At 65.7% G+C, this 23,132-nt stretch carries 22 protein-coding genes, 2 tRNA genes and 1 pseudogene; 10 read left to right on the top strand and 15 right to left on the bottom strand.

Features of this window, described 5'->3' with window-relative positions:
- Positions 1-16: 16 nt before the first annotated feature.
- Positions 17-730: an ArsR/SmtB family transcription factor gene (locus BC1002_RS10900; RefSeq protein ID WP_013090092.1), complete on the bottom strand. Its 714-nt coding sequence runs from the start codon at positions 728-730 to the stop codon at positions 17-19.
- 186 nt (positions 731-916) lie between these two features.
- On the opposite strand from BC1002_RS10900, the gene BC1002_RS38420 reads away from it, so the two are divergent.
- The gene (locus tag BC1002_RS38420; protein ID WP_013090091.1) at positions 917-1,057 is read left to right on the top strand and encodes a hypothetical protein; all 141 of its coding nucleotides are present in this window, start codon (positions 917-919) and stop codon (positions 1,055-1,057) included.
- A 119-nt stretch (positions 1,058-1,176) separates the two neighbouring features.
- Positions 1,177-1,683 (top strand): acyl-CoA thioesterase, encoded by a 507-nt coding sequence (locus tag BC1002_RS10895; protein WP_013090090.1) that lies wholly within the window; start codon positions 1,177-1,179, stop codon positions 1,681-1,683.
- Between the two features lie 64 nt (positions 1,684-1,747).
- Here BC1002_RS10895 and fumC read toward each other — a convergent pair whose 3' ends face one another.
- The 5 genes from fumC to BC1002_RS10870 all read right to left on the bottom strand — a co-directional run bounded on the left by fumC (position 1,748) and on the right by BC1002_RS10870 (position 8,246).
- Complete coding sequence (gene fumC, locus BC1002_RS10890) at positions 1,748-3,145, bottom strand: class II fumarate hydratase (RefSeq protein ID WP_013090089.1); 1,398 nt, start codon at positions 3,143-3,145, stop codon at positions 1,748-1,750.
- Positions 3,146-3,160: 15 nt separating this feature from the next.
- Positions 3,161-4,762, bottom strand: a complete 1,602-nt coding sequence (locus tag BC1002_RS10885) for a phospholipase D family protein (RefSeq protein WP_184139639.1) — start codon at positions 4,760-4,762, stop codon at positions 3,161-3,163.
- 247 nt (positions 4,763-5,009) lie between these two features.
- Complete coding sequence (panS, locus tag BC1002_RS10880; RefSeq protein ID WP_013090087.1) at positions 5,010-5,969, bottom strand: ketopantoate/pantoate/pantothenate transporter PanS; 960 nt, start codon at positions 5,967-5,969, stop codon at positions 5,010-5,012.
- Positions 5,970-6,314: 345 nt separating this feature from the next.
- Positions 6,315-7,730 carry an MATE family efflux transporter gene (locus tag BC1002_RS10875; protein WP_013090086.1) on the bottom strand — a complete coding sequence of 472 codons (1,416 nt, stop codon included), beginning with the start codon at positions 7,728-7,730 and terminating at the stop codon, positions 6,315-6,317.
- A 297-nt stretch (positions 7,731-8,027) separates the two neighbouring features.
- Positions 8,028-8,246: an RNA-binding S4 domain-containing protein gene (locus tag BC1002_RS10870; RefSeq protein WP_013090085.1), complete on the bottom strand. Its 219-nt coding sequence runs from the start codon at positions 8,244-8,246 to the stop codon at positions 8,028-8,030.
- 343 nt (positions 8,247-8,589) lie between these two features.
- Between BC1002_RS10870 and BC1002_RS10865 the strand changes: the two are divergent.
- From BC1002_RS10865 to BC1002_RS10855, 3 genes and pseudogenes are all read left to right on the top strand, one after another.
- Positions 8,590-9,108 (top strand): annotated as a pseudogene (locus tag BC1002_RS10865) (hypothetical protein).
- Positions 9,109-9,199: 91 nt separating this feature from the next.
- A complete protein-coding gene (locus tag BC1002_RS10860; RefSeq protein ID WP_013090082.1) occupies positions 9,200-9,463 on the top strand; it encodes a hypothetical protein in 264 nt (87 codons plus the stop codon).
- A 58-nt stretch (positions 9,464-9,521) separates the two neighbouring features.
- Positions 9,522-11,717 carry an ATP-dependent helicase gene (locus BC1002_RS10855; protein WP_013090081.1) on the top strand — a complete coding sequence of 732 codons (2,196 nt, stop codon included), beginning with the start codon at positions 9,522-9,524 and terminating at the stop codon, positions 11,715-11,717.
- 30 nt (positions 11,718-11,747) lie between these two features.
- Here BC1002_RS10855 and BC1002_RS10850 read toward each other — a convergent pair whose 3' ends face one another.
- The 8 genes from BC1002_RS10850 to fdxA form a co-directional block, all read right to left on the bottom strand.
- Positions 11,748-12,515 carry a DUF4088 family protein gene (locus tag BC1002_RS10850; protein WP_013090080.1) on the bottom strand — a complete coding sequence of 256 codons (768 nt, stop codon included), beginning with the start codon at positions 12,513-12,515 and terminating at the stop codon, positions 11,748-11,750.
- 325 nt (positions 12,516-12,840) lie between these two features.
- A complete protein-coding gene (locus BC1002_RS10845) occupies positions 12,841-13,164 on the bottom strand; it encodes an AzlD domain-containing protein (RefSeq protein ID WP_013090079.1) in 324 nt (107 codons plus the stop codon).
- Positions 13,161-13,922: an AzlC family ABC transporter permease gene (locus BC1002_RS10840; protein WP_013090078.1), complete on the bottom strand. Its 762-nt coding sequence runs from the start codon at positions 13,920-13,922 to the stop codon at positions 13,161-13,163. The genes BC1002_RS10845 and BC1002_RS10840 overlap by 4 nt, the downstream gene beginning before the upstream one ends.
- A gap of 196 nt (positions 13,923-14,118) precedes the next feature.
- Positions 14,119-14,961 (bottom strand): helix-turn-helix transcriptional regulator, encoded by an 843-nt coding sequence (locus tag BC1002_RS10835; RefSeq protein ID WP_013090077.1) that lies wholly within the window; start codon positions 14,959-14,961, stop codon positions 14,119-14,121.
- A 126-nt stretch (positions 14,962-15,087) separates the two neighbouring features.
- A complete protein-coding gene (locus tag BC1002_RS10830; protein ID WP_013090076.1) occupies positions 15,088-15,564 on the bottom strand; it encodes a CreA family protein in 477 nt (158 codons plus the stop codon).
- 158 nt (positions 15,565-15,722) lie between these two features.
- A tRNA-Asn gene (locus tag BC1002_RS10825) sits at positions 15,723-15,798 on the bottom strand.
- 62 nt (positions 15,799-15,860) lie between these two features.
- Positions 15,861-15,936: transfer RNA gene (locus BC1002_RS10820), tRNA-Asn, on the bottom strand.
- A 118-nt stretch (positions 15,937-16,054) separates the two neighbouring features.
- Entirely contained in the window at positions 16,055-16,378 is a 324-nt protein-coding gene (gene fdxA, locus BC1002_RS10815; protein WP_008923132.1) for a ferredoxin FdxA, read from the bottom strand.
- Positions 16,379-16,668: 290 nt separating this feature from the next.
- Here fdxA and pncB point away from each other — a divergent pair, with 290 nt between their 5' ends.
- The 5 genes from pncB to BC1002_RS10790 all read left to right on the top strand — a co-directional run bounded on the left by pncB (position 16,669) and on the right by BC1002_RS10790 (position 22,727).
- A complete protein-coding gene (pncB, locus tag BC1002_RS10810; protein WP_013090075.1) occupies positions 16,669-17,865 on the top strand; it encodes a nicotinate phosphoribosyltransferase in 1,197 nt (398 codons plus the stop codon).
- 188 nt (positions 17,866-18,053) lie between these two features.
- On the top strand, positions 18,054-18,716 hold the full coding sequence (locus tag BC1002_RS10805) for a LutC/YkgG family protein (protein ID WP_013090074.1): 663 nt from the start codon (positions 18,054-18,056) through the stop codon (positions 18,714-18,716).
- The gene (locus BC1002_RS10800; protein ID WP_013090073.1) at positions 18,709-20,244 is read left to right on the top strand and encodes a sodium:proton antiporter; all 1,536 of its coding nucleotides are present in this window, start codon (positions 18,709-18,711) and stop codon (positions 20,242-20,244) included. Before BC1002_RS10805 ends, BC1002_RS10800 begins: the two co-directional genes overlap by 8 nt.
- 48 nt (positions 20,245-20,292) lie before the next feature.
- Positions 20,293-21,282, top strand: a complete 990-nt coding sequence (locus tag BC1002_RS10795; RefSeq protein ID WP_013090072.1) for a 2-hydroxyacid dehydrogenase — start codon at positions 20,293-20,295, stop codon at positions 21,280-21,282.
- The gene (locus BC1002_RS10790) at positions 21,279-22,727 is read left to right on the top strand and encodes a DNA recombination protein RmuC (protein ID WP_013090071.1); all 1,449 of its coding nucleotides are present in this window, start codon (positions 21,279-21,281) and stop codon (positions 22,725-22,727) included. The genes BC1002_RS10795 and BC1002_RS10790 overlap by 4 nt, the downstream gene beginning before the upstream one ends.
- 126 nt (positions 22,728-22,853) lie before the next feature.
- Here the strand turns inward: BC1002_RS10790 and BC1002_RS10785 are convergent, their stop codons facing one another.
- A complete protein-coding gene (locus BC1002_RS10785; protein ID WP_008923126.1) occupies positions 22,854-23,129 on the bottom strand; it encodes a hypothetical protein in 276 nt (91 codons plus the stop codon).
- Positions 23,130-23,132 lie beyond the last annotated feature (3 nt).

Below are 23,132 nucleotides of genomic sequence, written 5' to 3'. Positions count from 1 at the left end.
CCGCCGGTTCAACGGTCTATCCAGCCAGAAACGCATCGAATTGCTGATGGCCGGCCGGCGTGACGCGCAGCACGCGCGGCCGCTCGGTCCGCTCGACCCAGCCATGCGCCGACCACGCGTCGAGCAACGCCGCGCCGAGCGCGCCGCCCAGATGCGGCCGGCGCATGCTCCAGTCGAGGCAGGTGCAGGCGAAGCGCCGCCGCCGGGTCTTCTGCGCGGCAAGGTCGATGCCCCAGTCGGCGAAGCGGGCGGCGCCCTGCGCGGTCGCCTCGAGCGATGCGCCGTTTTGCGTCAGCAGCCCGCGTTCGAGCATGCGCTCGAACATCCGCACCGACAGCTCGCCGGCCATGTGGTCGTAGCAGGTGCGCGCAAAGCGCATTTCTACCGGCACGGTGCGCGCCGGACGCGGCACGGAGCGCTGCGGCGCGCTGACTTGCGCGACGTTCGCCAGTGCTTCGATCGAGGCGGCGATGTCCGCCGACGCGATGCGGAAATAGCGATGCCGGCCGCGCACTTCGAGCGCGAGCAGCCCGCCGTCGGTGAGCCGTCCGAGATGGGCGCTCGCCGCCGATGGCGACAGCCCCGCGATCATCGTCAGTTCGCCCGCGGGGCGCGCACTGCCGTCCATCAGCGCCCACAGCATCGCGGCGCGGCCGGGATCGGCGAGTAGCGCGCCGATGCGGCTCAGGCCGGGAAAGTGGTTCTGGTCGTCTAAGAGGGGGGCGGTCATGGCGCGTCTCCTGAATGAGCGGCAAAGGGCGCCGCCGCGATTCCTAGTCTACGCGCATCCGGTATTCGATGTTTCAGCTTTGCGTGAACAATCAATGTGACGGACGTGTCACGCTCGCCCGCATTCCCGCGTCGTCTCGTGTGGCCAGGCTAGAATCGAAGCCTGTCTTTGCAGGAATACGACGTGATGAAAACTCTTCTGGCCGTCGCCGCGACGGTTCTGCTGTTCACCGCCTGCGCAGGGGGCGGAGCCGGCTCGGGCTCGGCCGGCAGCGGCAGCATCAGCATGTACGGCATCATCGACGAAGGGATCACGGTCCACAACTAGGCCGATCGCCGGCCCATCGGCGCGCCTCGCGCCGCGTCTCCCATTCGACGCCGCGCCGCGCGCAATATTGCGCTCGTATAATCGCCTCCTTTCAATGCATCCGATTGACCGGAGTCAAGATGAGCACTGTTCGCACAGCACCGCTGGACCGTTCGGAAACCACCTTCCGCTTTCTCGCCGAGCCGACCTCGGTCAACTTCGGCGGCAAAGTGCACGGCGGCGCGCTGATGAAGTGGATCGACGAAACCGCCTATGCATGCGCGGCCGTCTGGTCGGGGCGCTATTGCGTGACGGTGAGCGTCGGCAATATCCGTTTTCGTCGGCCGATTCTCGTCGGCAATCTGGTCGAGCTGCGCGCACGCGTGGTCGCCACGGGCCGGACCAGCATGCACATCCACGTGTCGGTGCACGCGGGCGACCCGAAGGGCGGCGAGCTGCGGCAGACTACCGACTGTCTCGTCGTGATGGTGGCCGTCAACGAGAACGGCCATCCGGTGCCGGTGCCCGCCTTCCTGCCCGAGACCGAGGAGCAGAAGCGCCTCGCCAAGTACGCGATGGACGTGAAGGAAGCGCTCGACGCGATCGTCGAGCTGAAGCCGGAAGAAGTCGCGCAGGGAAAGATCTGAGCGCAGCGGGGCGGCGGGCGGCGCGCCCGTTTGCGCGCCTTCCGTCACGCCGCCTCGCGCATCGTCATGCCGTGCGTCCGACCATATCCTTCGGGCGCACCCACTCGTCGAACTGCTGCTCGGTGACGTAGCCGAGCGCCAGCGCCGACGCCTTCAGCGTCGTGCCTTCCTTGTGCGCTTTTTTCGCGATCTGCGCGGCCTTGTCGTAGCCGATGTGCGGATTGAGCGCCGTCACCAGCATCAGCGATTCGTTCAGCAAGGTATCGATGCGCTCGTGATTCGGCTCGATGCCGACCGCGCAGTTGTCGTTGAAGCTCTGCGCGCCGTCGGCGAGCAGGCGCACCGACTGCAGCACGTTGTGCGCGATCATCGGACGGAACACGTTCAGCTCGAAGTTGCCGCTCGCGCCGCCGATGTTCACCGCGACGTCGTTGCCGAACACCTGCGCGCACAGCATCGTCAGCGCTTCGGATTGGGTCGGATTGACCTTTCCCGGCATGATCGAGCTGCCCGGCTCGTTTTCGGGGATCGACAACTCGCCGAGACCGCAGCGCGGGCCGCTCGCGAGCCAGCGGATGTCGTTGGCGATCTTGTTCAGGCTCGCAGCCACCGTTTTGAGCGCGCCGTGCGCGAACACCAGCGCGTCGGCGGCAGCCATCACCTCGAACTTGTTAGGCGCCGATACGAACGGCAGACCGGTCAGCTTGCCGATCGCGGCGGCGACGCTGTCGGCGAACTTCGGATGCGCGTTCAGTCCGGTGCCGACCGCGGTGCCGCCCTGCGCAAGCTCGTACAGATGCGGTAACGCCGACTCGACGTGCCGGATGCCGTGCTCGAGCTGCGCGACATAGCCGGAGAATTCCTGGCCGAGCGTGAGCGGCGTCGCGTCCTGCAGGTGCGTGCGGCCGATCTTGACGATATCGGTGAACGCTTTGGCCTTGCCGTCGAGCGTATCGCGCAGCGTTTTCAGCGCGGGCAGCAGATGCTTGACGATCGCGTCCGCGGCGGCCACGTGCATCGCGGTCGGGAACACGTCGTTCGACGACTGTCCGCGATTCACGTCGTCGTTCGGATGCACCTTGCGCGCTTCGCCGCGCTCGCCGCCGAGCAGCTCGCTCGCGCGGTTCGCGATCACCTCGTTCAGGTTCATGTTGGTTTGCGTGCCCGAGCCGGTCTGCCAGACGGCGAGCGGAAATTCGCCCGGATGCTTGCCGTCGATAATCTCGTCGGCTGCCTGCATGATCGCGCGGGCTTTCTGCTCGTCGAGCACCCCGAGGGCGAGATTGACTTCGGCGGCCGCGCGCTTGATCACCGCGAGCGCGGTGATCAGTTCGGGCGACTGCTTTTCCGTCGAGATCTTGAAGTTCTGCAGCGAGCGCTGCGTCTGCGCGCCCCACAGGCGGGCGTTCGGCACTGCGATTTCGCCGAAGGTGTCGCGCTCCATCCGTACGTCTTCAGTCATGGTTGACTCCGCTTCTCAAAGTTCCGAGTTGACAGGCAATAAGGAGAATAGACCGGTTAGCACATTCCGGTAAAAACCGGCCTGCGGATCGAAAATGTAGGTGCGTGTCTCGCCGTTCTCGACGTCGGTCCAGACGAGCGGCGACAGCGGCGCGCCGATCGAGCGCAGATAGGCGAGCTGGGCCGAGTCGGCGAGCGTTACGTGGTAGCTCTGCTCCGGCTGGGTCCCGCGCTCGAAGATTCTCGCGACCTGATTCGCCAGTTCGGGGCTGTGGATCACGAGCGCCAGCTCGGTGTTCAGATTGGCCGAGCGCGGATCGAGGTTCATCGAGCCGATCACGAGGATCTGGTGGTCGATCACGTAGGCTTTCGCATGCAGGCTCGCGCGCGAACGCGAGCCGACCAGCCCGACGTTCGGCGTTTCCTGGCGCGGCCTGAATTCGTACAGTTCGACACCGGCCTTCAGCAGCGGCACGCGAAACGGGCTGTAGCCGGCCTGCACGGCGACCGCGTCGGTAGCGGCGAGCGAGTTGGTCAGCACCGCGATACGGATGCCGCGATGCGTGAGCTCGCTGGCCGCCTGCACGCCCGCGGCGTGCGGCACGAAGTAAGGCGACACGATCAGGAAATCGTGCTGCGCGTCGCGCATCAGTTCGCGCAGCCGCGCGAGCGGCGGGCTCACGTAGTCCGGCGACGGATGCGCGATCTTCTCCGGCAGGTCCACCCTGAATTCCGCGTCCGCCCACGTGAGGCCGAGCTGCTCGCTCGTGATCTGCGCGGCAAGCGGCGTCGCGTTCAGCGGTTTCGCGTTGTACGGATCGGCGTTGGTGCGCCAGTGGTGGCGCAGGTCGTCGCGCGTCTGATCGAGTTCCTTCTGGTCGAATTTCTGCTTGTTCAGCGCGCGCAGCGGATAGGCGAGCTCGCTGTTCCAGTAGTCGTCGAAGCTCGCGGAGACGTCGGCGACGATCGGGCCCGCCGCGAGCACGTCGAGGTCGCGGAACTGCAGCGTTTCGCTCGCGCTGAAATACTCGTCGCCCAGATTGCGCCCGCCGACGATCGCGAGCTGGTTGTCGGCGATCATCGCCTTGTTGTGCATGCGGCGCGTGAAGTGACCGATCTGCGTGAACACGTTTGCGGTGCGCTCGAACATGCCTTCCTGCGCGCTGCCGAACGGGTTGAATACGCGGATCTCGATGTTGTCGTGCGTATTCAGCCCCGCCATGATGCGGTCGATGTCCTTGAAGTTCAGATCGTCGACCAGCATGCGCACCCGCACGCCGTGATCGGCCGCATATAACGCGGCGCCGAGCAGCAGCTTGCCGGTGGTGTCCTCGTTGGCGATGTAGTACTGCATGTCGAGGGTTTTGGTCGCCGCGCGCGCGAGCGCGATGCGCATCTGCAGCGCGTCGGTGCCGTTCGCCAGCACGCGAAAGCCCGACTGTTCCGGATGCTTCGCCGCGAGCGGCGCGAGCGCTTCGCGCAGCGGCGTATCGGCGGTGGCGGGCAGCGCGTGCGTGACCTGGCGGTCGAACGCGGTGGCGGGCGGCTTCGTCGCACAGGCGGTCAAAAAAGCCGTCGCGCAACACAGCAGCAAAACTTGCCTCGTCGTGCTGACTATCGAGCGGCGGCGCGCGGCCCGCCGATGTTGTTCGAATTGGCCCTGCACGCTGTTTTCCCCTTGTTTTGCAAGCTTTTCGCGTGGCGGCAGCGAAGGCCCGCGCACGCTGTCGAGAAAACCATTCTAAGGGAATTGGGGCGCGGGTTCGGCGCTCGTGGGCAAACGCGCGTGCCGCGCGTTGGTGGAGGGCGCCGCGGTTCGGTTCGGTGATCCATCACCTGCGGCGAACCACGGCGCCGACGCCAGATCAGACGCGCTCGGCGTGAAGCGCGCGCTCGCCTTCGGGATGGGTCGAGCCTTTCGCCGGACGACCCGCCCACACGCCCGCGAGCAGCGAGCCCGACAGGTTATGCCAGACCGAGAACAACGCGCCCGGCAGCGCGGCGATCGGCGTGAAGTAGAGCTTGCCGAGCGTCGCGGCGAGGCCGGAGTTCTGCATGCCCACTTCGATTGCGAGCGTACGGCACACGGCTTCGTCGAAACCGAGCAGACGGCCGCCCCAGTAGCCGCCGAGCAGGCCGATGCCGTTGTGCAGGACGACGCCGATCATCACGAGGAAGCCCACCGACGCGATGCTCTTCTGCGTGCCGCCTACCACCGCGCCGATGATCAGCACGATCGCGACCATCGACACGAGCGGCAGGATCGGCTCGATCTTGCGCACGAGTTTGCCGAACAGATGATTGACGACGAGACCGACGACGATCGGCAGCGCGACGATCTGCAGGATGCTCATCAGCATGCCGTGCACGTCGACGGCGATCGACGCGTCGACGTAAAGGCGCGTGAGCAGCGGGGTGGCGAACACGCCGACGAGCGTCGACAGCGCGCTGATCGTCACCGACAACGCGACGTCGCCGCGCGCGAGATAGATCATCACGTTCGACGCGGTGCCGCTCGCGACGCTGCCGACCAGCACCATGCCGGCGGTCAGGTCGGGCGGCATGCGCAGCGCCTTCGCGATGACCCATGCGGCGAGCGGCATCACGAGGTAGTGCAGCACGATGCCTGCGATCACGGGCGCGGGGCGCGTGAACACGCGCAGGAAATCGCCGGCCGACAGCGTGACGCCCATCGCCAGCATGATGATCGTGAGAAGCGTGGTGACGTGCGGCGCGACGCCGGAAAACGAGGCCGGCGAGAAGTACGCGGCGACCGAGACGAGCACGGCCCAGAGCGGGAACAGTCGGGTGACGCGGGCAAGCATGAGGGGTGGTCCTTGGTTATGTTGTATCGCGAGAAAGCGGGGGCCGCGGCGCGGCCGGGTGTCGGCTGGCGTTGCGGCGTTTGCCGCGCCGAAGCGGCTGAAGCGGCTGAAGCGGCTACGGCAATCGGCGTGGCGAAAGCACCGCAAACACGGGCGACCAATTGAAGCCGCACGCGTCGCGGGCAATGGTGGGTGCTCCGGCGGCGCCAGTCCGGCGCCTGCCTTCGTGAGGCGCGCCGTCGTGCGGTTCGTGGCGCGTGAGCGTGGGTTAGCGCTCGCGTGCAGCGGCGGGCATTTTACCTTTTACAGGGAATGCTTCAGGAGTGGCGCTTGCCGCGATGTCGCTCAAACCGAGTGTGCGGGCGGTGTGGCCGATGCCACCGTCGACGGCTGCCGCCCGCTCAGCTTGTAAAAACGCAGCGTCATCAGCAGCGCGACGCTCGCGAGGCCCGCGGCGAGCCCCCACCACAAGCCGCGCGCGCCGAGGCCGGCGTGAAACGCGAGCAGATAGCCGGTCGGAAAACCGATCACCCAATAGCCGAACGCAGCGGCGATCATCGGGATGCGGGTATCTTTCAGGCCGCGCAGACAGCCGGAGCCCACCGCCTGCATCCCGTCGACGATCTGGAAGATCGCAGCCACGCCGAGCAGCGAACTCGCGAGCGCGATGGTCGGCGCGTTGGCCGGATCGTCGAGATGCAGATACAGGCCGACGATCCAATGCGGCGCGGTGATCAGCACGAGACCCGACATCGACATGAAGCCGACGCCGAGCGCGAGCGCGACGAAGCCCGCGTGGCGCGCGGCGAGCGGCTGGCCGGCGCCGGCCCAGTAGCCGACGCGCACATTGGCCGCCTGACCGATCGACAGCGGCACCATGAACGCGACCGACGCGACATTCAGCGCGATCTGATGCGCGGCCAGTTGTGATTCGCCGAGCAGGCCGACCATCAGGCCGGTGGCAAGGAACAGCGTCGACTCGACGCCGTAGGTGATCGCGACCGGCCAGCCGATGCCGAACAGCTCGCCCATCAGCAGCAGTTTCGGCCGCGTCGCGACGACGAAATGCCGGAAGCGCGGCCGCAGATGCAGCAGCGCCATCAGCACGAGCGCGGTCAGCCACACGGTGATCGTGGTCGCGGCCGCCGAGCCGAGAAAGCCGAGTCGCGGCAGCCCATACGCGCCGTGAATCAGCCCGTAGTTCAGGAAGCCGTTCACAACGACGCTCACGATCGACACCCACAACAGCCGCCGCGCCGCGCCGATCGCCGGCAGGAACGAGCGCATCAGGCCGACGCCGATCAGGCTGGCTGGCGCGCCCCAGCGCAGCACCGCCGCGTACTGGCCGACGTTGTGCGCGAGCAGGCCCGGCTCGCCGAACGCGAGCAGGATGTGCGAGGCGAACGACAACAGGATGAACGCCGGCACCGCCAGCAGCACCGACAGCAGGAAACCGGTCCAGTAGATATGCGGCACGCGGCCGTCGTCCTGCGCGCCGCGCGCGTGCGCGACGCTGACGCTGACCGAGGTCAGCACGCCTTGCAGCAGCGTGACGACGACGAAAAAGAGGTTTGCACCGAGGCCGCCGGCGGCGAGCGCGTCGGGGCCGAGCGAGCCGAGCAGGATCGTGTCGGTGACGCTCATCGCCATCTGCGACAGTTGCGCGATCGCGAGCGGCGCGGCGAGCCGTGCGGTGTCGGCCGCGTGACGGGATAGGGTAGGCGGCCGGCTGGCCGCGTGGGCGAAGCTGGGTTGGGTCATCGAATGCCTGGCGGCGAAAGTTGGCCACTGCGGTGGCAACCGCAGTGGCGACAGCGAGAGGCGGGCGCAAGCGGCGCCGCATTGCATCGCGCCGCGCGCTCCGACGCGCGTTGGAGCGGCGGGGCAACCTGCGGGGAAAATCCGCGGCGCGGCGGCGGGCCGGTCAGCCGACTCCACGCCCGTGGCGCGATCCGTCGTTTACCTGTCGAAACCGACAGCTTATTGCCTCGCCCGGGCGATGTCGATGGACAACGCACAGTTCCGGTGCGCGGCGTCCTGCGAATTTCCGGAGTAGCGTCAGCCTTCGTGGACCGCGATCCGTGTATCGCCGAGCAGCACGACCTGCCCCGCGCGGATCTTGCAGGTCTTGCGGGTCTCGACCCGGCCATCGACCATCACGGCGCCGTCCGCGACCATCATCTTCGCGGAACCGCCGCTGTCCGCGAGGCCCGTGATCTTCAGCAGATTGTGGAGTTCGACGTACTCGCCGGTCAGCGTGAAATTGAGATTGGGCATGGCGTTTGCACCTTGGGCACGGGTCGCGTTGGGGGTTCGCATCATAAAGCAAGTACACGGCGGCGCGGCGGTGCGGGGCCGTCTCGGTTGTGTCGGATGCATCCCGCGAGCCATCGCGCAAGCAAATGAAAGTAGATGTTATTCAGTTGTCGGAAAGTGAAACGTTCCGTAACGCTGGTCGCACCGGACGGATTTCACTCCTAAAGTGCACCTCAGCAGCAAAGCCCGCTGGCAGTCCGGGATCACTCCCGGCCACCCATCCAGCGACGCATAGACCGGGCGGGTCCGTCGTCACGACGCCAGAGAGTCCGCCCGTGTCACAACTAGTCTAGAGAGGATAGCCATGACCCAGATTCGTACGCTCCTGATCGGTACCGCCCTCACCGCTTTTGCCGCGACGGCCGCCGTCGCGCAGACCGCGCAGCCGGCAACAGGCATCGGCGGTCAGGCGCAGATCCAGAGCCAAGGGGCCGCCGGGATGACGCCGCCGTCCGCGGCCGGCGCCCAAGGCATGCAGGTGCCGCCGTCGGCGTAAGGCATGCAGCAGGTCCCCGGCGCGCCCGCCGCGCAAGGCGTCGCGGCGCCGCCGCCGGGCCGTCTGACGGCTTCGGGCTCGACCGACCCGCTCGTGCAGAAGCGCGACGCCGACGCGAAGGCCAACGCCGAGTATCGCGCGGCGAAGAAGTCCTCGAAGGCGGAATTGAAGGCTGAGCAAAAGGCGGCGAAGGACCAATACAAGGAGCAGGTGCGCGGCGCGAAGCTGAACCAGAAGGCGGACAAACAGAGCGCCGATAACGAAATGAAGATGAACATGGAAGGGCAGGCTGCCGCGCAGACCGACGGCGCGGACGTCAAACACTAAGCCCTGCTGGATGCCGCGGCGCGTGGGTCTGCGAGGCTCGCGCGCCGCGGGCGTCTGTCGCTTTCCAGGCTGTGCCTCAGGGAGATATCAAATGAACATCAATCGTTCCAGCCGAAACCGTATTTACGCCGCGCTGATCGCGGCTTGCCTGTCGTCGGCCGTGTTCGCGCAGACCGCGGACCCGGCTTCGGCGCCCGCCACGCACGCGGACAAGAAGGCCGCGAAGGAACAGGCGAAGGCCGACAAGAAAGCCGCGGTCGCACAGGCGAAGGCGGACAAGACCAAAACCGACGCGCAGGCCGACGCCGACAAGGCCGCCGCTGATGCCAATGTGAAGGACGCGAAGAAGCAGTAGCGCGGTGTAGACCGCCGGGCAGGCGCCCAAAAAAAGGGCGCTTGTCGCATGGGGTTGTATGGATATACAGTATGCGTCGCATCCTGAAAATCCATCCAACCCGCAAAACCGCTCAGTGTCCACCGTCGCCGAATCCGCTCCGTCGTTCGATACCGCCGCCTGGCTCGCCAAGCTCAACGACGCCCAACGCGAAGCCGTCGAATACGGGACCGACACGCCAGATGCGCTGCCGGGCGCGCTGCTCGTGATCGCGGGCGCCGGCTCCGGCAAGACCAACACGCTCGCGCACCGCGTCGCCAATCTGGTGGTGAAGGGCGCCGATCCTCAGCGCATCCTGCTGTTGACCTTCTCGCGCCGCGCGGCGCTCGAAATGACCCGCCGCGTGACACGTATCACCGGCGCCGCGGCCACCAGCGTCGGCGCACGCGCCGCGCTCGCGCAAGGGCTGACGTGGGCGGGCACGTTTCACAGCGTCGGCGCACGGCTGTTGCGCGAATACGCGGATCTGATCGGCCTCGCGCCCGCGTTCACGATCAACGACCGCGAAGACTCCGCCGACCTGATGAACCTCGTGCGCCACGAGCTCGGACTGTCCGCGAAGGAGCGGCGCTTTCCGGCGAAGGGCACCTGCTTCGCGATCTACTCGCGCGTCGTCAACACGGGTGCATCTCTCGGTCAGGTACTGGACAGCGCGTTTCCGTGGTGTCGCGAGTGGGAGGATGACCTGCGCCGGCTGTTCGCCGCGTACGTCGACGCCAAGCAGAAGCAGAGCGTGCTCGACTACGACGATCTGCTGCTCTACTGGTCGCACATGGCCGCCGAGCCCAGCATCGCGGCGGATTTGTCGGCACGCTTCGACCATGTGCTGGTCGACGAATACCAGGACACCAACCGCCTGCAGGCGTCGATCCTGCTCGCGCTGAAGCCGGACGGCCGCGGCCTGACCGTGGTCGGCGACGACGCGCAGTCGATCTATTCGTTTCGCGGCGCGACCGTGCGCAATATCCTCGATTTCCCCACGCAATTCGAGCCGCCAGCGAAGCAGGTCACGCTCGAACGCAACTATCGCTCGACCGAGCCGATTCTCGCCGCGTCGAACGCGGTGATCGAACTCGCGAGCGAGCGATACACGAAGAATTTGTGGACCGACAAGGCGTCGGCGCAGCGCCCGAGACTCGTCACGGTCGCCGACGATGCCGCGCAAGCTCGCTACGTCGTCGAGCAGGTGCTCGAAGCGCGCGAGCAGGGCGTGAAGCTGAAGTCGCAGGCGGTGCTGTTTCGCGCGGCGCATCACAGCGCCGCGCTCGAGATCGAACTCACGCGCCGCAACATCCCGTTCGTAAAATTCGGCGGGCTCAAATTTCTCGACTCGGTGCACGTGAAGGACGTGCTCGCGGTGCTGCGCTGGGCCGAGAATCCGCGCGACCGTGTCGCCGGCTTTCGCGTCGTGCAGTTGCTGCCGGGCGTCGGTCCGGCCACTGCGGCGAAGGTGCTCGACGACATCGTTGCGCGCGCCGACGGCGGCGATCCGGTCGCGACCGCGGGCGGTGTGCTGGCCGCGTTTGCCGCGCCCGCGCGCGCGCAGGAAGACTGGCATCCGTTCGTCAAGCTGATGTCGAGCGTGTATGGCCGACAAACGCCGTGGCCCGCCGAGTTCGAGATGGTGCGGCGCTGGTACGAGCCACATCTGGAGCGCAATCACGAGGACGCCGCGATCCGTCACGCGGACCTGCTGCAGATGGAAAGCATCGCTGGGACGTATCCGTCGCGTGAGCGCTTCCTGACCGAGCTGACGCTCGACCCGCCCGACGCCACCAGCGACGAATCCGGCGTGCCGCTGATCGACGAGGACTACCTGATCCTGTCGACGATCCATTCGGCGAAGGGCCAGGAGTGGCGCAACGTGTTCGTGCTGAACGGCGTCGACGGCTGCATTCCGTCCGATCTCGGCACCGGCAGCGACGAGGAAATCGACGAGGAGCGGCGCCTGCTTTACGTGGCGATGACGCGCGCGAAGGAAGACCTGCATATCGTCGTGCCGCAGCGCTTTTACGTGCACAACCAGACGCATCTGGGCGACCGCCATGTGTGGGCGTCGCGCACCCGCTTCATCGCCACGCCGATGCTGCCGCTGTTCGACGCCTACGCATGGCCGCGCGTACCGGTGGCGAGCGCGCCGAGCGCGGCGGGGCTCGCCGCCGCCGCGCAGGCGAAGATAGAGATCGCGGCGAAGCTGAGGAAGATGTGGGATTGAGCGGCTAGCGCCGCTCGTGTCAGTGGAAGCTCAACGCGGCTGCCGCTGCTGTTGCTGCGCGACCGCAGGCGGTGGCACGAAGAAATTACGCAGCCATGCCGCGAGCCGCGAGAACACGTCGTATGGCTCCTCGACGAAAATCTCCGGCTTCAAAAGCCGCAGATACTCCATGATCTGCTGCGCTTCCTGCTTCTGGAACGTGCCGTGCGAAATGCCGAGCCGCAACAGCCCACGCAGTTCGCCGAGCTTCTCGCGCGCGGTGCTGCCCACGCTCGTCTCGCACGCGACCTTCGCCTCGTAGACGCGCTGGCGCAGCGATTCGACGAGCCGCCATGCCGGCGTCTGCATCACTTCCTCGAGCGCCTGGATGTCCTGCACCGTGCTCTTGATCTGCGCGGCGAGCGGATCGACCAGCGTTGCGTCGCCTTCCGCTTCCTTGACGATCGCGGCGGCCCAGTCGCGGCATTGCTTGCTGAGCTCCTCAGGCGTCCATTCCGAGCGCGCCGCGAAACCGAAGCCGAACTCGCTCGCCTGGCGCATCAGGATCGACACGACGTCGGGAAACTCTTTGTCTAACGTGCGTTTGGCCCACGCGTACTGGCCGCCTTGCAGCATCCGCTGCACCGCGTGCTCGGTGAGCGGCACCATGTTGTCGAGCAGCTTCGCGCGCAAGAAATCTTCGAACGACGGCGTCGCGAACTGCGGATCGAGCTTCAGCGAGACCCGCAAAAAGGCCTCGAAGTCTTTGCGCAGCGACGCGACGGTCTCGTCCTTCAGTTTCAGGGTGATTTGACCCATGTGTTATCCCGTTTAATGCGGCCGCGTGTGGCGCACCGTCGCACGGTCGTCCGGTCACTCGCGGACCGAGGCGACGCGACGCCGGTTGCCGACGCGTTTGATTTCAAGCTGTTGCCGCGTAACCAACGGGACGACTCCCGATGAGCGGACCTCGACTGCATATCGGCGGGGTGGCGGGAAACTTGAGGGGCGCCCGGCGACGGGTGCGGGCTTTGGAGGGATGCTTCGGGCGCTTGCGCGCCTCGCTGCCGCTGGGACAGGGAGCACGGTCCGCGATGTGCCGACGGACCGCTGATGAGTCGATGAGCGTTGAGAAAGGGCGCGCTTACTTCAGCACCACGCACTGCCACACGAAGAACACGACGAGACCGACTGCGATCGTCAGCAGCGGCCTGCGCGTCACGGCACTGACGACGATCGCGGCGAGCGCGCCGATCAGCTGCGGATTGCGCCAGGTCAACTCGGCGTTGTTGCCGTGCGGCGACACGGCCATCGGGACGATGATCGCGGTCAGCACGGTGACCGGCACGAAGCTGAGCGCAGTGCGCATCAGCGGCGGAAACACGAGGCGGTCGCCGAGCACGAACACGGCCGCGCGGATCAACCACGTAATCGCAGCCATGCCGACGATCAGAACGACGTAGTTCATCGTGTGGCCTCCACCGGACGGCGCGCGCCACGCAGGTTCAGACGCGACATCGACAGCAGCACGCCGACCGCGACTCCCGCGAACACGGCGCCGAGCAGGCCGAGCTTGTACGGCCACGCCTGCCAGAAAAACGCCAGCGTGCCGGCGGTGACGGCTGCCGCGATATAGCGCAGCGCGACAAGTTGCGGCACGACGATCGCGATGAACGTCGCGACCATCGCGAAGTCGAGGCCGAGCGACTGCAGGCCCGGGAAGGCCGCGCCGAACAGCAGGCCGGCGACGGTCCACAGCTGCCAGTTCAGATACATCGCGACGCCGGCGCCGAAGAAATAGTACGGGCCGACGGTGCCCGGTTCACGATGCCGGTAGTGCTCCCACGCGACCGCGAAGACTTCGTCGGTGAGCAGCGCGCCGAGCGCCCAACGCCAGCGCTTCGGCAGATGCGCGACGTGCGGCGCGAGCGTCGCGCTATACAGCACGTGACGCAGATTGACGACCAGCGTGGTTGCCCAGATCACCGCGAAGCTCGCATGTCCGGCGATCAGCCCGAGCGCGATGAACTGCGCGGAGCCCGCGAAGACGACGAGCGACATCAGCTGGCCGTGCCACGGATGCAGCGGGCCGGACGTCACGAGCGTGCCGAAAATGACGCCGAACGGCGCGGCACCGACCATCATCGGGATGATGTCGCGCGCGCCGGTGGCGAATTCTTTCAGATGGCTGCCCTGGGTGGGCTGGCCTTGGGTGGAATCGGTCAATCTGAGCCTCCTTGATTTGCGAAGCATAGCGACTGACGGGCATACGGACTTGTACGTTCTTGCGGCGGGTTGCTGGTGGGTGCTACGGCGTAGCGGGGGGGAGGGGGATGACTGATGAAGGGCTGGCGAAGGCTGGTGAATTGCGGCGGGAGGCTCACTGCGCGCGCGGCGCAGGTGCCGGCGGTGCCGCATCGCGTTACGAGCCGCGCTGCGTTCCTTGCCATTGGCCCGGCGGCACGCCGAACATGCGCCGGAAATGCCGGGTGAAATGACTCTGATCGGTGAAGCCACTCGCGGCGGCAACGTCGGTCACCGGGACGCCGGCGCGCAACGGCGCGAGCGCGCGCTGCAGGCGCATCTGATTGCGCCACGCATGCGGCGGCAGGCCGGTCGATTGTGTAAATAGCCGCGCTGCGTGGAACGGCGACAGACCCGCTGCCTTCGCGACCTCGGCAAGCGTCACCGGTTCGACGAGGTCGCCGGTCAGCCGCTCCTGCATCAGTGCGACGCGGGTGTCGTCGGTGGCGACGCGCGCTGTGGCGGGGCGCGTCTGCGCATAGCGGACCAGCAGCGTGGACAGTGCGTCGAGCATCGCGGCTTCGGCGGCGAGCGCGTCGTCGCCGGCTTCGAGCAGACGGTGCGCGTGCGCGAGCCGCATCGCGAGATCGGGATCGCGGATCACGCCGGGCGCAAACCACGGCAAGGCCTGCGGCTTGCGGGCGACTTCGTCGGCAAGGGCGCGGAGGAACTCGACCGGCGCATACATCACGCGATACCGCCAGCCCGCCTCGACCGCCTTCGACCCCGTATGCAACTCGCCCGGATTGATGATCGGCACGCTGCCCGCCTCGGCGACATGGTTCTCGCCGCGATAACGATAGCATTCCGCACCCGCGACGATCACCGGGATCGTGTAGGCGTCGTGCCAATGCGGCGCGAACTCGTGGTCATGGTATTCGGCGGTGAGAAGATCCGCGCCGGGCAGTAGCGGTGTGCGCCAGTAGCGGGCGGAATCGCGGAAACGAGGGGTGGCGGTCATGACGAAAGTCCAACTGAACGGGTCAGTTTAACGCGTCGTGGCGTCGTGGGCATGGACGGCAGTGGGCGCGCTGGCGCGTTGCGTCGCGCCGCGTGCCGCTGGCGTCGTCAATTGCCAGAGCTTGCGTTACTTGAGCGGAATGGTCGTGCCGGTCGGCATCGGCACGGCGCTCACGCTGTTTTTCGCGCTGCCGCTGACGACGCGGTCGCTGTATGTCAGATAGACCAGCGCGTTGCGCTTCGTGTCGACCACGCGCACCACGTGCAGCGACTTGAAGATCAGCGACATGCTGACCGAGAACACGTCATCCTTCTGCTTGATGGGTCCGGTGAAATGCAGTTCCCCGACCTGCCGACACGCGATCGATGCCTCGGTCGGATCTTCGGCGATGCCGAGCGTGCCTTTGACGCCACCGGTCCGCGCCCGCGACACGTAGCAGGTGACGCCTTGCACGACAGGATCGTCATAGGCTTCGACGACCACGCGGTCGGAGCCAGTGACGTGAAAATTTGTATTGACGCTGGCGATTTCTTCGCCGCGCGCCGAAGAGAGCAGCAGGGCGCCGATCGCCGCGAGCGCGATGAGTAGCGAGGTGGATTTCATGAGCGTGCCGGTTGAGTGTCTGGAGTGGGCCGGCGCCAGAGCAGAGTGAAACGTGCGCCGTGAAGCCGCCATCGTATAACGGCGTGCCGCACGCGTGAGGTTGCCGATCGGGGCGCAAAAACAAAAAGGCCCGCACGGAAGCGGGCCTTTCAATTTTTTGGCTCCTCGACCTGGGCTCGAACCAGGGACCTACGGATTAACAGTCCGGCGCTCTACCGACTGAGCTATCGAGGAACAGCAGTACAACTTAATCTACATAAAAAAACCCGTCTTGGTTAACGGGCTTTTGCAATTCTTGGCTCCTCGACCTGGGCTCGAACCAGGGACCTACGGATTAACAGTCCGGCGCTCTACCGACTGAGCTATCGAGGAACAGAACAACAACAGCAGAGAAGCGAAATTGTAGAGGCGGCTTAAACGCCTGTCAATACCCCCGCGTTCATCTTCATATTAAATCTGAGTGGGCGGGGCGCGCGACAGGCGGCCGTGCTCAGCGCACGAGCAGCGCGAGCTTTTCCTTCACGTCCTTGAATTCCTCGGCTTCCGGCAGCGGAGCCTTGGTCTTCGTGATGCTCGGCCACGCTTTCGCCAGATCGGCGTTCAGCGCGATGAAGTCCTGCTGGTCGCCCGGCACGTCTTCTTCGGCATAGATGGCATTCACCGGGCACTCGGCTACGCACACAGCGCAGTCAATGCATTCGTCGGGGTCGATCGCGAGGAAGTTGGGACCTTCGCGAAAGCAGTCCACCGGGCACACATCGACGCAGTCGGTATAGCGGCACTTGATGCAGCTTTCGGTCACAACGTGAGTCATTCAGGCAGCTCCTGCATGCAGAATCAGGGAAGGCGCGGACGCCAAAAGAGTTATTGTAACTTAACGTTAAGAGGCAGATGAAGCATCGGCCCATGCGTCTTATATGTTTTTGTGATTAGTTTATGGGGTGCCGCGGGCGGCCCCGGACAGCCGGTGCAGGCCGGTGGCACGATGGATGCGGACGCATTCGGGTAACATGCGTCAGGTTGGCGCGCCGCTCGGTTCAGCGTGTCCGTTGCAAGGGTGCTGTGAGCCCTTTTCGTTTTTTCAGCGGTCCAGTTCGTACCATCATGATTATTACTTCGCTGCTCGATACCGATCTGTACAAGTTCACGATGATGCAGGTGGTGTTGCATCACTTCCCCGCCGCGAACGTGGAGTACCGCTTCCGCTGCCGCACGCCGAACGTCGATCTGGTGCCGTACATCGGCGAGATTCGCGACGAAGTGCGCAAGCTCTGCGAACTGCGTTTCACCGACGACGAACTCGACTACCTGCGCCGTATGCGCTTCATCAAGGGCGACTTCATCGAGTTCCTCGCGCTGTTTCATCTGAACGAGAAGTACATTTCGATCACGCCGTCGCCGAAGGGCAATGGCGAAATCGACATCGACATCAAGGGGCCGTGGCTGCATACGATCCTCTTCGAAATCCCGGTGCTCGCGATCGTCAACGAAGTCTATTTCCGCAACACGCAGCAAACGCCCGACTATCACGTAGGCCGCGGCCGTCTGCTCGACAAGATCCAACTGCTCGGCGCGCGTCCGGAATACGCCGACTGCAAGATCGCCGATTACGGCACGCGCCGCCGCTTCTCGAAGCAATGGCACGAAGAGGTGATCCTCACGCTGAAAGATGGCCTCGGCGAGCAGTTCGCCGGGACGAGCAACGTCTTCTACGCGATGAAGCACAGCCTGACGCCGCTCGGCACGATGGCGCACGAGTACCTGCAGGCTTGCCAGGCGCTCGGTCCGCGGCTGCGCGACTCGCAAATCTTCGGCTTCGAGATGTGGGCGAAGGAATATCGCGGCGACCTCGGGATTGCGCTCTCCGACGTGTACGGCATGCAGGCGTTCCTGCGCGACTTCGACATGTACTTCTGCAAGCTGTTCGACGGCGCTCGCCACGATTCCGGCGACCCGTTCGACTGGGGCGAGCGCCTGCTCAAGCACTACGAGGCGAATCGCTGCGACCCGCGCACCAAGGTCCTCGTGTTCTCCGACGCGCTCGACATCCCGAAGGTGCTGCAGCTGTACGAGCGCTTCCGCGGCCGCTGCAAGCTCGCGTTCGGCGTGGGCACCAATCTGACCAACGACCTCGGCTACAACCCGCTGCAAATCGTGATCAAGATGGTTCGCTGCAACGGTCAGCCGGTCGCGAAATTGTCCGATTCGCCGGGCAAGAACATGTGCGAGGACAAGGCGTATCTCGCGTATCTGCGGCAGGTGTTCGGCATCGCGCAGCCGGAAGAAGAGGCGGCCAGGTAGCGCGCTTCGCGGCCTGCTGTTCGGTTCATCGCCTGTTCATGATCTGCTCGCGTGCGGGGTGATGTGGCGAACAGTGTCGCCGCACTCCCGACGCCCTGCAATATGCCGTTCGGCCAGGGTGTTTGCGTGCAAGGCCGCCGGTATAATCCTCGCCATATCGCACGGCTGTCGACACGAGGATTTCGCCCATGGACACATCGATTGCCCGCCGCAACATCCTGGCGCGCATCCGCGCCGCGCAGGGGCGCGAGCCCGAGCCGAGCGCCGCCGAGCGCGAAGCCGCGGCGGACTATCTCGCGCGTCATCCCGCCGGTCCCCGTCCGGACATTCCCGCCGATCTGCGCGCGCAGTTCATCGAAGAAGCGCAAAAAATGGCGACCACCGTCGACACCGTTCAAACCCTCGCCGATGTACCCGCCGCCGCGCATCGCTATCTGACGCAACATGGCTTGCCGTTGCAGGCCATCGCGTGGCAAACGCTGCGCGATCTGCCGTGGGCCGAAGCCGGCCTCGCCGTCGAATTTCGCAAACCCCAAGACAACGACGTAGTCGGTCTCACCGGCTGCTTCTGTGCGACCGCGGAGACCGGCACGCTCGTGTTGCTGTCCGGACCCGAGACGTATGCGTCGGCCGGGCTGCTGCCGGAGACGCATATCGCGATCGTGCCGGCGTCGCGCATCGTCGCAGGTCATGAAGAGGCGTTCGACCTGATCCGCAAGGAACGCGGCGAGCTGCCGCGCGCGGTCAATTTCGTATCGGGGCCATCGCGCACCGGCGATATCGAGCAGACCATCGTGCTGGGCGCGCACGGCCCCTACCGGGTGCATGCGATCGTCGTGCAGGATGCTTGAAGGCGTCGCGCGGCGGCGTGCTAACGCATATGCGACAGACGCGGTATACGCCGTGCGTGCGTTGGTAAACCGTCGCACGTCCTGTATCGGCGTGAGTTCGCGGGCTGGTCGCGGGCGTCTGTGGCTCACCGTCGCCTCCACGCTTGCGTTGTGCGCGCCGTCGGTACAGGCCGCGACGCTCGACGGTTCGCGCTTGTCGGCGTTGTGGGGCTTGCCCTTCGCGGGTATGCTTTTGTCGATCGCGATCCTTCCGCTCATCACGCCAGCCTTCTGGCATCACCATTACGGCAAGATCGCCGCGGCGTGGGCGCTCGCGTTTATTGCGCCATTTGCGCTCAGCTTTGGCGCGAGCGCCGCGCTAGGCGCACTCGCGCATGTCATGCTCGACGAGTACATCCCGTTCATAATTCTGCTGACCGCACTCTATACCGTCGCGGGCGGCATCTGCGTGCGCGGCAATCTGCACGGCACGCCGCGCCTGAACACCGCGATTCTCGCGCTCGGCACGTTGCTCGCGAGCGTGATGGGTACGACCGGCGCGGCGATGCTACTGATCCGCCCGTTGCTGCGCGCAAACGACAATCGCCGTCATGTGACCCACGTGGTTGTGTTCTTTATCTTCCTCGTCGCGAACATTGGGGGCGCACTGTCGCCGCTCGGTGATCCGCCGCTGTTCCTCGGCTTTCTCGAAGGCGTGAGTTTTTTCTGGACCACCACGCATCTCGCGGGTCCGATGCTGTTCGTGAGCGGCGTGCTGCTCACCGCTTTCTATGCGCTCGACTCGTACTACTTTCACCAGCGTGAGGAGCAGAGATCGGTCTTCCTCGATCCGACGCCCGACGGCGCGCCGCTCGGCATCGACGGCAAGATCAATTTCGTGCTGCTCGCCGCGGTGATCGCGCTCGTGCTGATGAGCGGACTGTGGCACCTGCAAATCACCTTCGACGTGCTCGGCACTCAGGTCGAGTTGCAAAACATCGTGCGCGACGCCGCGCTGATCATCGTCACGCTGCTGTCGCTCGCGTGGACGCCGCGCGCGGCCCGTGCGGGCAACGACTTCAACTGGGCGCCGATCGAGGAAGTCGCCAAACTGTTCGCCGGCATCTTCGTGACGATCGTGCCGGTCATCATGATGCTGCGCGCGGGACAAGCCGGCGCGTTCGCGGGCATCGTGCATCTGGTCAACGATCCGTCCGGCGAGCCGCGCGACATCATGTACTTCTGGGCGACCGGCCTGCTATCTTCGTTTCTCGACAACGCGCCGACCTATCTGGTGTTCTTCAACCTCCCTGGCGGCGACGCGCAGACGTTGATGACCACCGGAGCAACCACGCTCGCGGCGATTTCGGCCGGCGCCGTGTTCATGGGCGCCAACACCTATATCGGCAACGCGCCGAACTTCATGGTGAAGGCGATGGCGCAATCGCGCGGCGTGCCCATGCCGAGCTTCTTCGCGTATATGGGCTGGTCCGGCGCGATGTTACTGCCGTTGTTCGCACTGACCGGCTGGCTCTTTTTTGGACGCTGACTCTGCAACGCCGAGGCAATCCCTCGACGTGCGATACGGAGACTTGCAATGCAGAAAATCCTCGTTGCCCGTTCGATCTTTCCCGATGTGATCGACCGGCTCAAACAATACTTCGACGTCGACTGGAACGAGGGCGACGTGTTGCCCGCCGACGAGCTGAAGCGCCGTCTCGCGGACAAGGACGGCGCGCTCACGGCCGGCGAGATGATCGACGCGGGCGTGCTCGCCGCGGCACCGCGTCTGCGCGTCGTGTCGAACATGGCGGTCGGCTACAACAACTTCGACATGGCCGCGTTCAACGCAGCGAACGTACTCGGCACCAACACACCTGACGTGCTGAACGAATCGACTGCCGACTTCGGCTGGGCGCTGATGATGGCCGCCGCGCGCCGCATCGCCGAATCCGAGCACTGGCTGCGCGCGGGGCTCTGGCAAAAGTGGAGCTACGACGGCTTCCTCGGCAACGACCTGTACGGCTCGACGCTCGGCGTGATCGGCATGGGCCGCATCGGCCAGGCGCTCGCGCGGCGCGCGCAGGGCTTCAACATGCGGGTCATCTATCACAACCGCTCGCGTGTCGCACCGCAAATCGAGGCCGACCTGAACGCGGAGTACGTGTCGAAAGAGGATCTGCTGCGGCGCGCCGACCACGTCGTGCTGGTCCTGCCGTACACCAAAGACAACCACCACACGATCGGCGAGGCCGAACTCGCGCTGATGAAGCCGACCGCGACGCTGACGAACATCGCGCGCGGCGGCATCGTCGACGATGCGGCATTGGCCGACGCGCTGCGTGACAGGCGCATCGCGGCCGCTGGTCTCGACGTATTCGAGGGCGAACCGAATCTGAATCCGGCGCTGCTCAGCGTGCCGAACGTGGTGCTGACGCCGCACATCGCGAGCGCGACCGAAACCACGCGCCGCGCGATGGCGAATCTCGCCGCGGACAACCTGATCGCCGGGCTCGGCGCAGGACCGCGCGCCGGTCAGCCGCCGAATCCGATCAACCCCGACGTGATCGGCAAGGCGCGTTCATGACGATGATTCTGGTGGCGGCCGTCGCGGTGCTGGCGGTCGCCCTCGTGATCGCACTGGCCTTGCTGATGCGCGGTCACGACCGCACGGAGCAGCACGAGCAGTTCGAGATGCTGAACGAGCGCGTCGATGCCGTCGTCGACGCCCAGGTGCATACCGCCGAACGGCTCGAGCGGCAACTGCGCAACGACATCGCCGAGACCGCGCGTGTGTCGCGCGCCGAGCAAAGCGGCGGCTTCGCGCAGTTTCAGCAAACCCTCGCCGCGCAGTTCGGCAGCATGACAACGGTGCAGGGCGGCAAGATCGACGGCTTTGCGCAGCAGCTCGACGCCGTGCGTCACAGCCTGCAGGCGCAGGCGCAGCAGGCGCGCGACGAGCAGGGCCGCTCGCTGAAGCAGTTCGGCGACACGCTGAGCCTGCAGCTCGGGCAACTGACCGAGGCGAACGACCGGCGCTTCGCCGAAGTACGCGCGACGATCGAGCAGCGTCTGAAGGACATCGAGGCGAACAACGCGACGCGGCTCGAGGAGATGCGCCGCACCGTCGACGAAAAACTGCATGCGACGCTCGAACAGCGGCTCGGTGAGTCGTTCAAGCTCGTGTCCGACCGGCTCGAACAGGTGCATCGCGGCCTCGGCGAAATGCAGACGCTGGCGGCCGGCGTCGGCGATCTGAAGCGCGTGCTGACCAACGTCAAGACGCGCGGCACATGGGGCGAAGTGCAGCTCGAAGCCTTGCTCGAACAATTGCTGACGGCCGATCAATACGCGAAGAACGTCGCGACGGTGCCGAAGAGCGTCGATCGCGTGGAGTTCGCGATTCGTCTGCCAGGGCGGCCGGAACCGGGCGGCGCGAATACGCCGGTATGGCTGCCGATCGACGCCAAATTCCCGCGCGAGGACTACGAGCGGCTGATCGAAGCGCAGGAGCGCGCCGATCCGGTTGCGGTAGAGGAAGCATCGCGCGCGCTCGAAATGCGGATTCGCGCGGAGGCGCGCACGATCGCCGAGAAGTACGTGGCGCCGCCGCATACGACCGACTTCGCGCTGCTGTTTTTGCCGACCGAAGGACTGTATGCGGAAGTGCTGCGCCGGCCGGGGCTCACGGATCTGCTGCAGCGCGACTATCGCGTGACGATTGCGGGGCCGACCACGCTGACCGCATTGCTCAATAGCCTGCAGATGGGTTTCCGCACGCTCGCGATCGAAAAGCGTTCGAGCGAGGTGTGGCAGGTGCTCGGCGCGGTGAAAACGGAGTTCGGCAAATTCGGCGACGTGCTCGCGAAGACCAAGGCACAACTCGAAACCGTCACGCGGTCGATCGAGGCCGCCGAAACGCGCACGCGCATGATGAACCGCAAGCTGCGCGATGTCGAGGCGTTACCGGGCGAGGAGGCGAGCGGGCTGCTCGGCGATGCGCTGTCGGGTGTTGAGCCCGATGAACAATGAGGGGCGAGGCGCTGGAATTCAGGCCCTTTCAGCGGGCCGTTCCAGCGCATCGCCCGTCCCGCGCGCGCGCCGAACGGCGCGTTGCGCAAGCTGTCTTCCGTCGCGGCGAAGATGTGCGCGCGGACATTACGCCTCTTCCGGTGCGTCGGCCAGATGGATTTCGATACCGCCGAAGCGCGACGCGACCCAGTTGTAGGCGTGACACGCGATCCACAACAGCACGAAGCCGAGGATTGCGTTCAACAGCAGCGCGCTGAACACCGTGCTCAGCTCCACCGAGCCATAGCGCACGAACGCGACCACCACGCCGAGCAGCACGATCGGCACCGAGAACGTCAGATACACGAGGATCAGCGCTTTGGCTGTCTGTCCTGGTGCGATGAACGAGATCTGTTTTTTCATGTA

Origin of the sequence: Paraburkholderia atlantica (assembly GCF_000092885.1) — a bacterium.
GTDB classification, from domain to species: Bacteria; Pseudomonadota; Gammaproteobacteria; order Burkholderiales; family Burkholderiaceae; genus Paraburkholderia; species Paraburkholderia atlantica.
Note: the sequence above shows the minus strand (reverse complement) of the source record. Positions and strands in the feature narration are given on the sequence as shown.

Coding starts and splice junctions, on each gene's coding strand:
- BC1002_RS38420 (WP_013090091.1), top strand. CDS start 917: ATGAAAACTCTTCTGGCCGTCGCCGCGACGGTTCTGCTGTTCACCGCC.
- BC1002_RS10895 (WP_013090090.1), top strand. CDS start 1,177: ATGAGCACTGTTCGCACAGCACCGCTGGACCGTTCGGAAACCACCTTC.
- BC1002_RS10795 (WP_013090072.1), top strand. CDS start 20,293: ATGCAGAAAATCCTCGTTGCCCGTTCGATCTTTCCCGATGTGATCGAC.
- BC1002_RS10870 (WP_013090085.1), bottom strand. CDS start 8,246: ATGCCCAATCTCAATTTCACGCTGACCGGCGAGTACGTCGAACTCCAC.
- BC1002_RS10900 (WP_013090092.1), bottom strand. CDS start 730: ATGACCGCCCCCCTCTTAGACGACCAGAACCACTTTCCCGGCCTGAGC.
- fumC (WP_013090089.1), bottom strand. CDS start 3,145: ATGACTGAAGACGTACGGATGGAGCGCGACACCTTCGGCGAAATCGCA.
- BC1002_RS10860 (WP_013090082.1), top strand. CDS start 9,200: ATGAACATCAATCGTTCCAGCCGAAACCGTATTTACGCCGCGCTGATC.
- BC1002_RS10805 (WP_013090074.1), top strand. CDS start 18,054: ATGGACACATCGATTGCCCGCCGCAACATCCTGGCGCGCATCCGCGCC.
- fdxA (WP_008923132.1), bottom strand. CDS start 16,378: ATGACTCACGTTGTGACCGAAAGCTGCATCAAGTGCCGCTATACCGAC.
- BC1002_RS10845 (WP_013090079.1), bottom strand. CDS start 13,164: ATGAACTACGTCGTTCTGATCGTCGGCATGGCTGCGATTACGTGGTTG.
- pncB (WP_013090075.1), top strand. CDS start 16,669: ATGATTATTACTTCGCTGCTCGATACCGATCTGTACAAGTTCACGATG.
- BC1002_RS10800 (WP_013090073.1), top strand. CDS start 18,709: ATGCTTGAAGGCGTCGCGCGGCGGCGTGCTAACGCATATGCGACAGAC.
- BC1002_RS10855 (WP_013090081.1), top strand. CDS start 9,522: ATGGATATACAGTATGCGTCGCATCCTGAAAATCCATCCAACCCGCAA.
- BC1002_RS10850 (WP_013090080.1), bottom strand. CDS start 12,515: ATGGGTCAAATCACCCTGAAACTGAAGGACGAGACCGTCGCGTCGCTG.
- panS (WP_013090087.1), bottom strand. CDS start 5,969: ATGCTTGCCCGCGTCACCCGACTGTTCCCGCTCTGGGCCGTGCTCGTC.
- BC1002_RS10790 (WP_013090071.1), top strand. CDS start 21,279: ATGACGATGATTCTGGTGGCGGCCGTCGCGGTGCTGGCGGTCGCCCTC.
- BC1002_RS10835 (WP_013090077.1), bottom strand. CDS start 14,961: ATGACCGCCACCCCTCGTTTCCGCGATTCCGCCCGCTACTGGCGCACA.
- BC1002_RS10875 (WP_013090086.1), bottom strand. CDS start 7,730: ATGACCCAACCCAGCTTCGCCCACGCGGCCAGCCGGCCGCCTACCCTA.
- BC1002_RS10830 (WP_013090076.1), bottom strand. CDS start 15,564: ATGAAATCCACCTCGCTACTCATCGCGCTCGCGGCGATCGGCGCCCTG.
- BC1002_RS10785 (WP_008923126.1), bottom strand. CDS start 23,129: ATGAAAAAACAGATCTCGTTCATCGCACCAGGACAGACAGCCAAAGCG.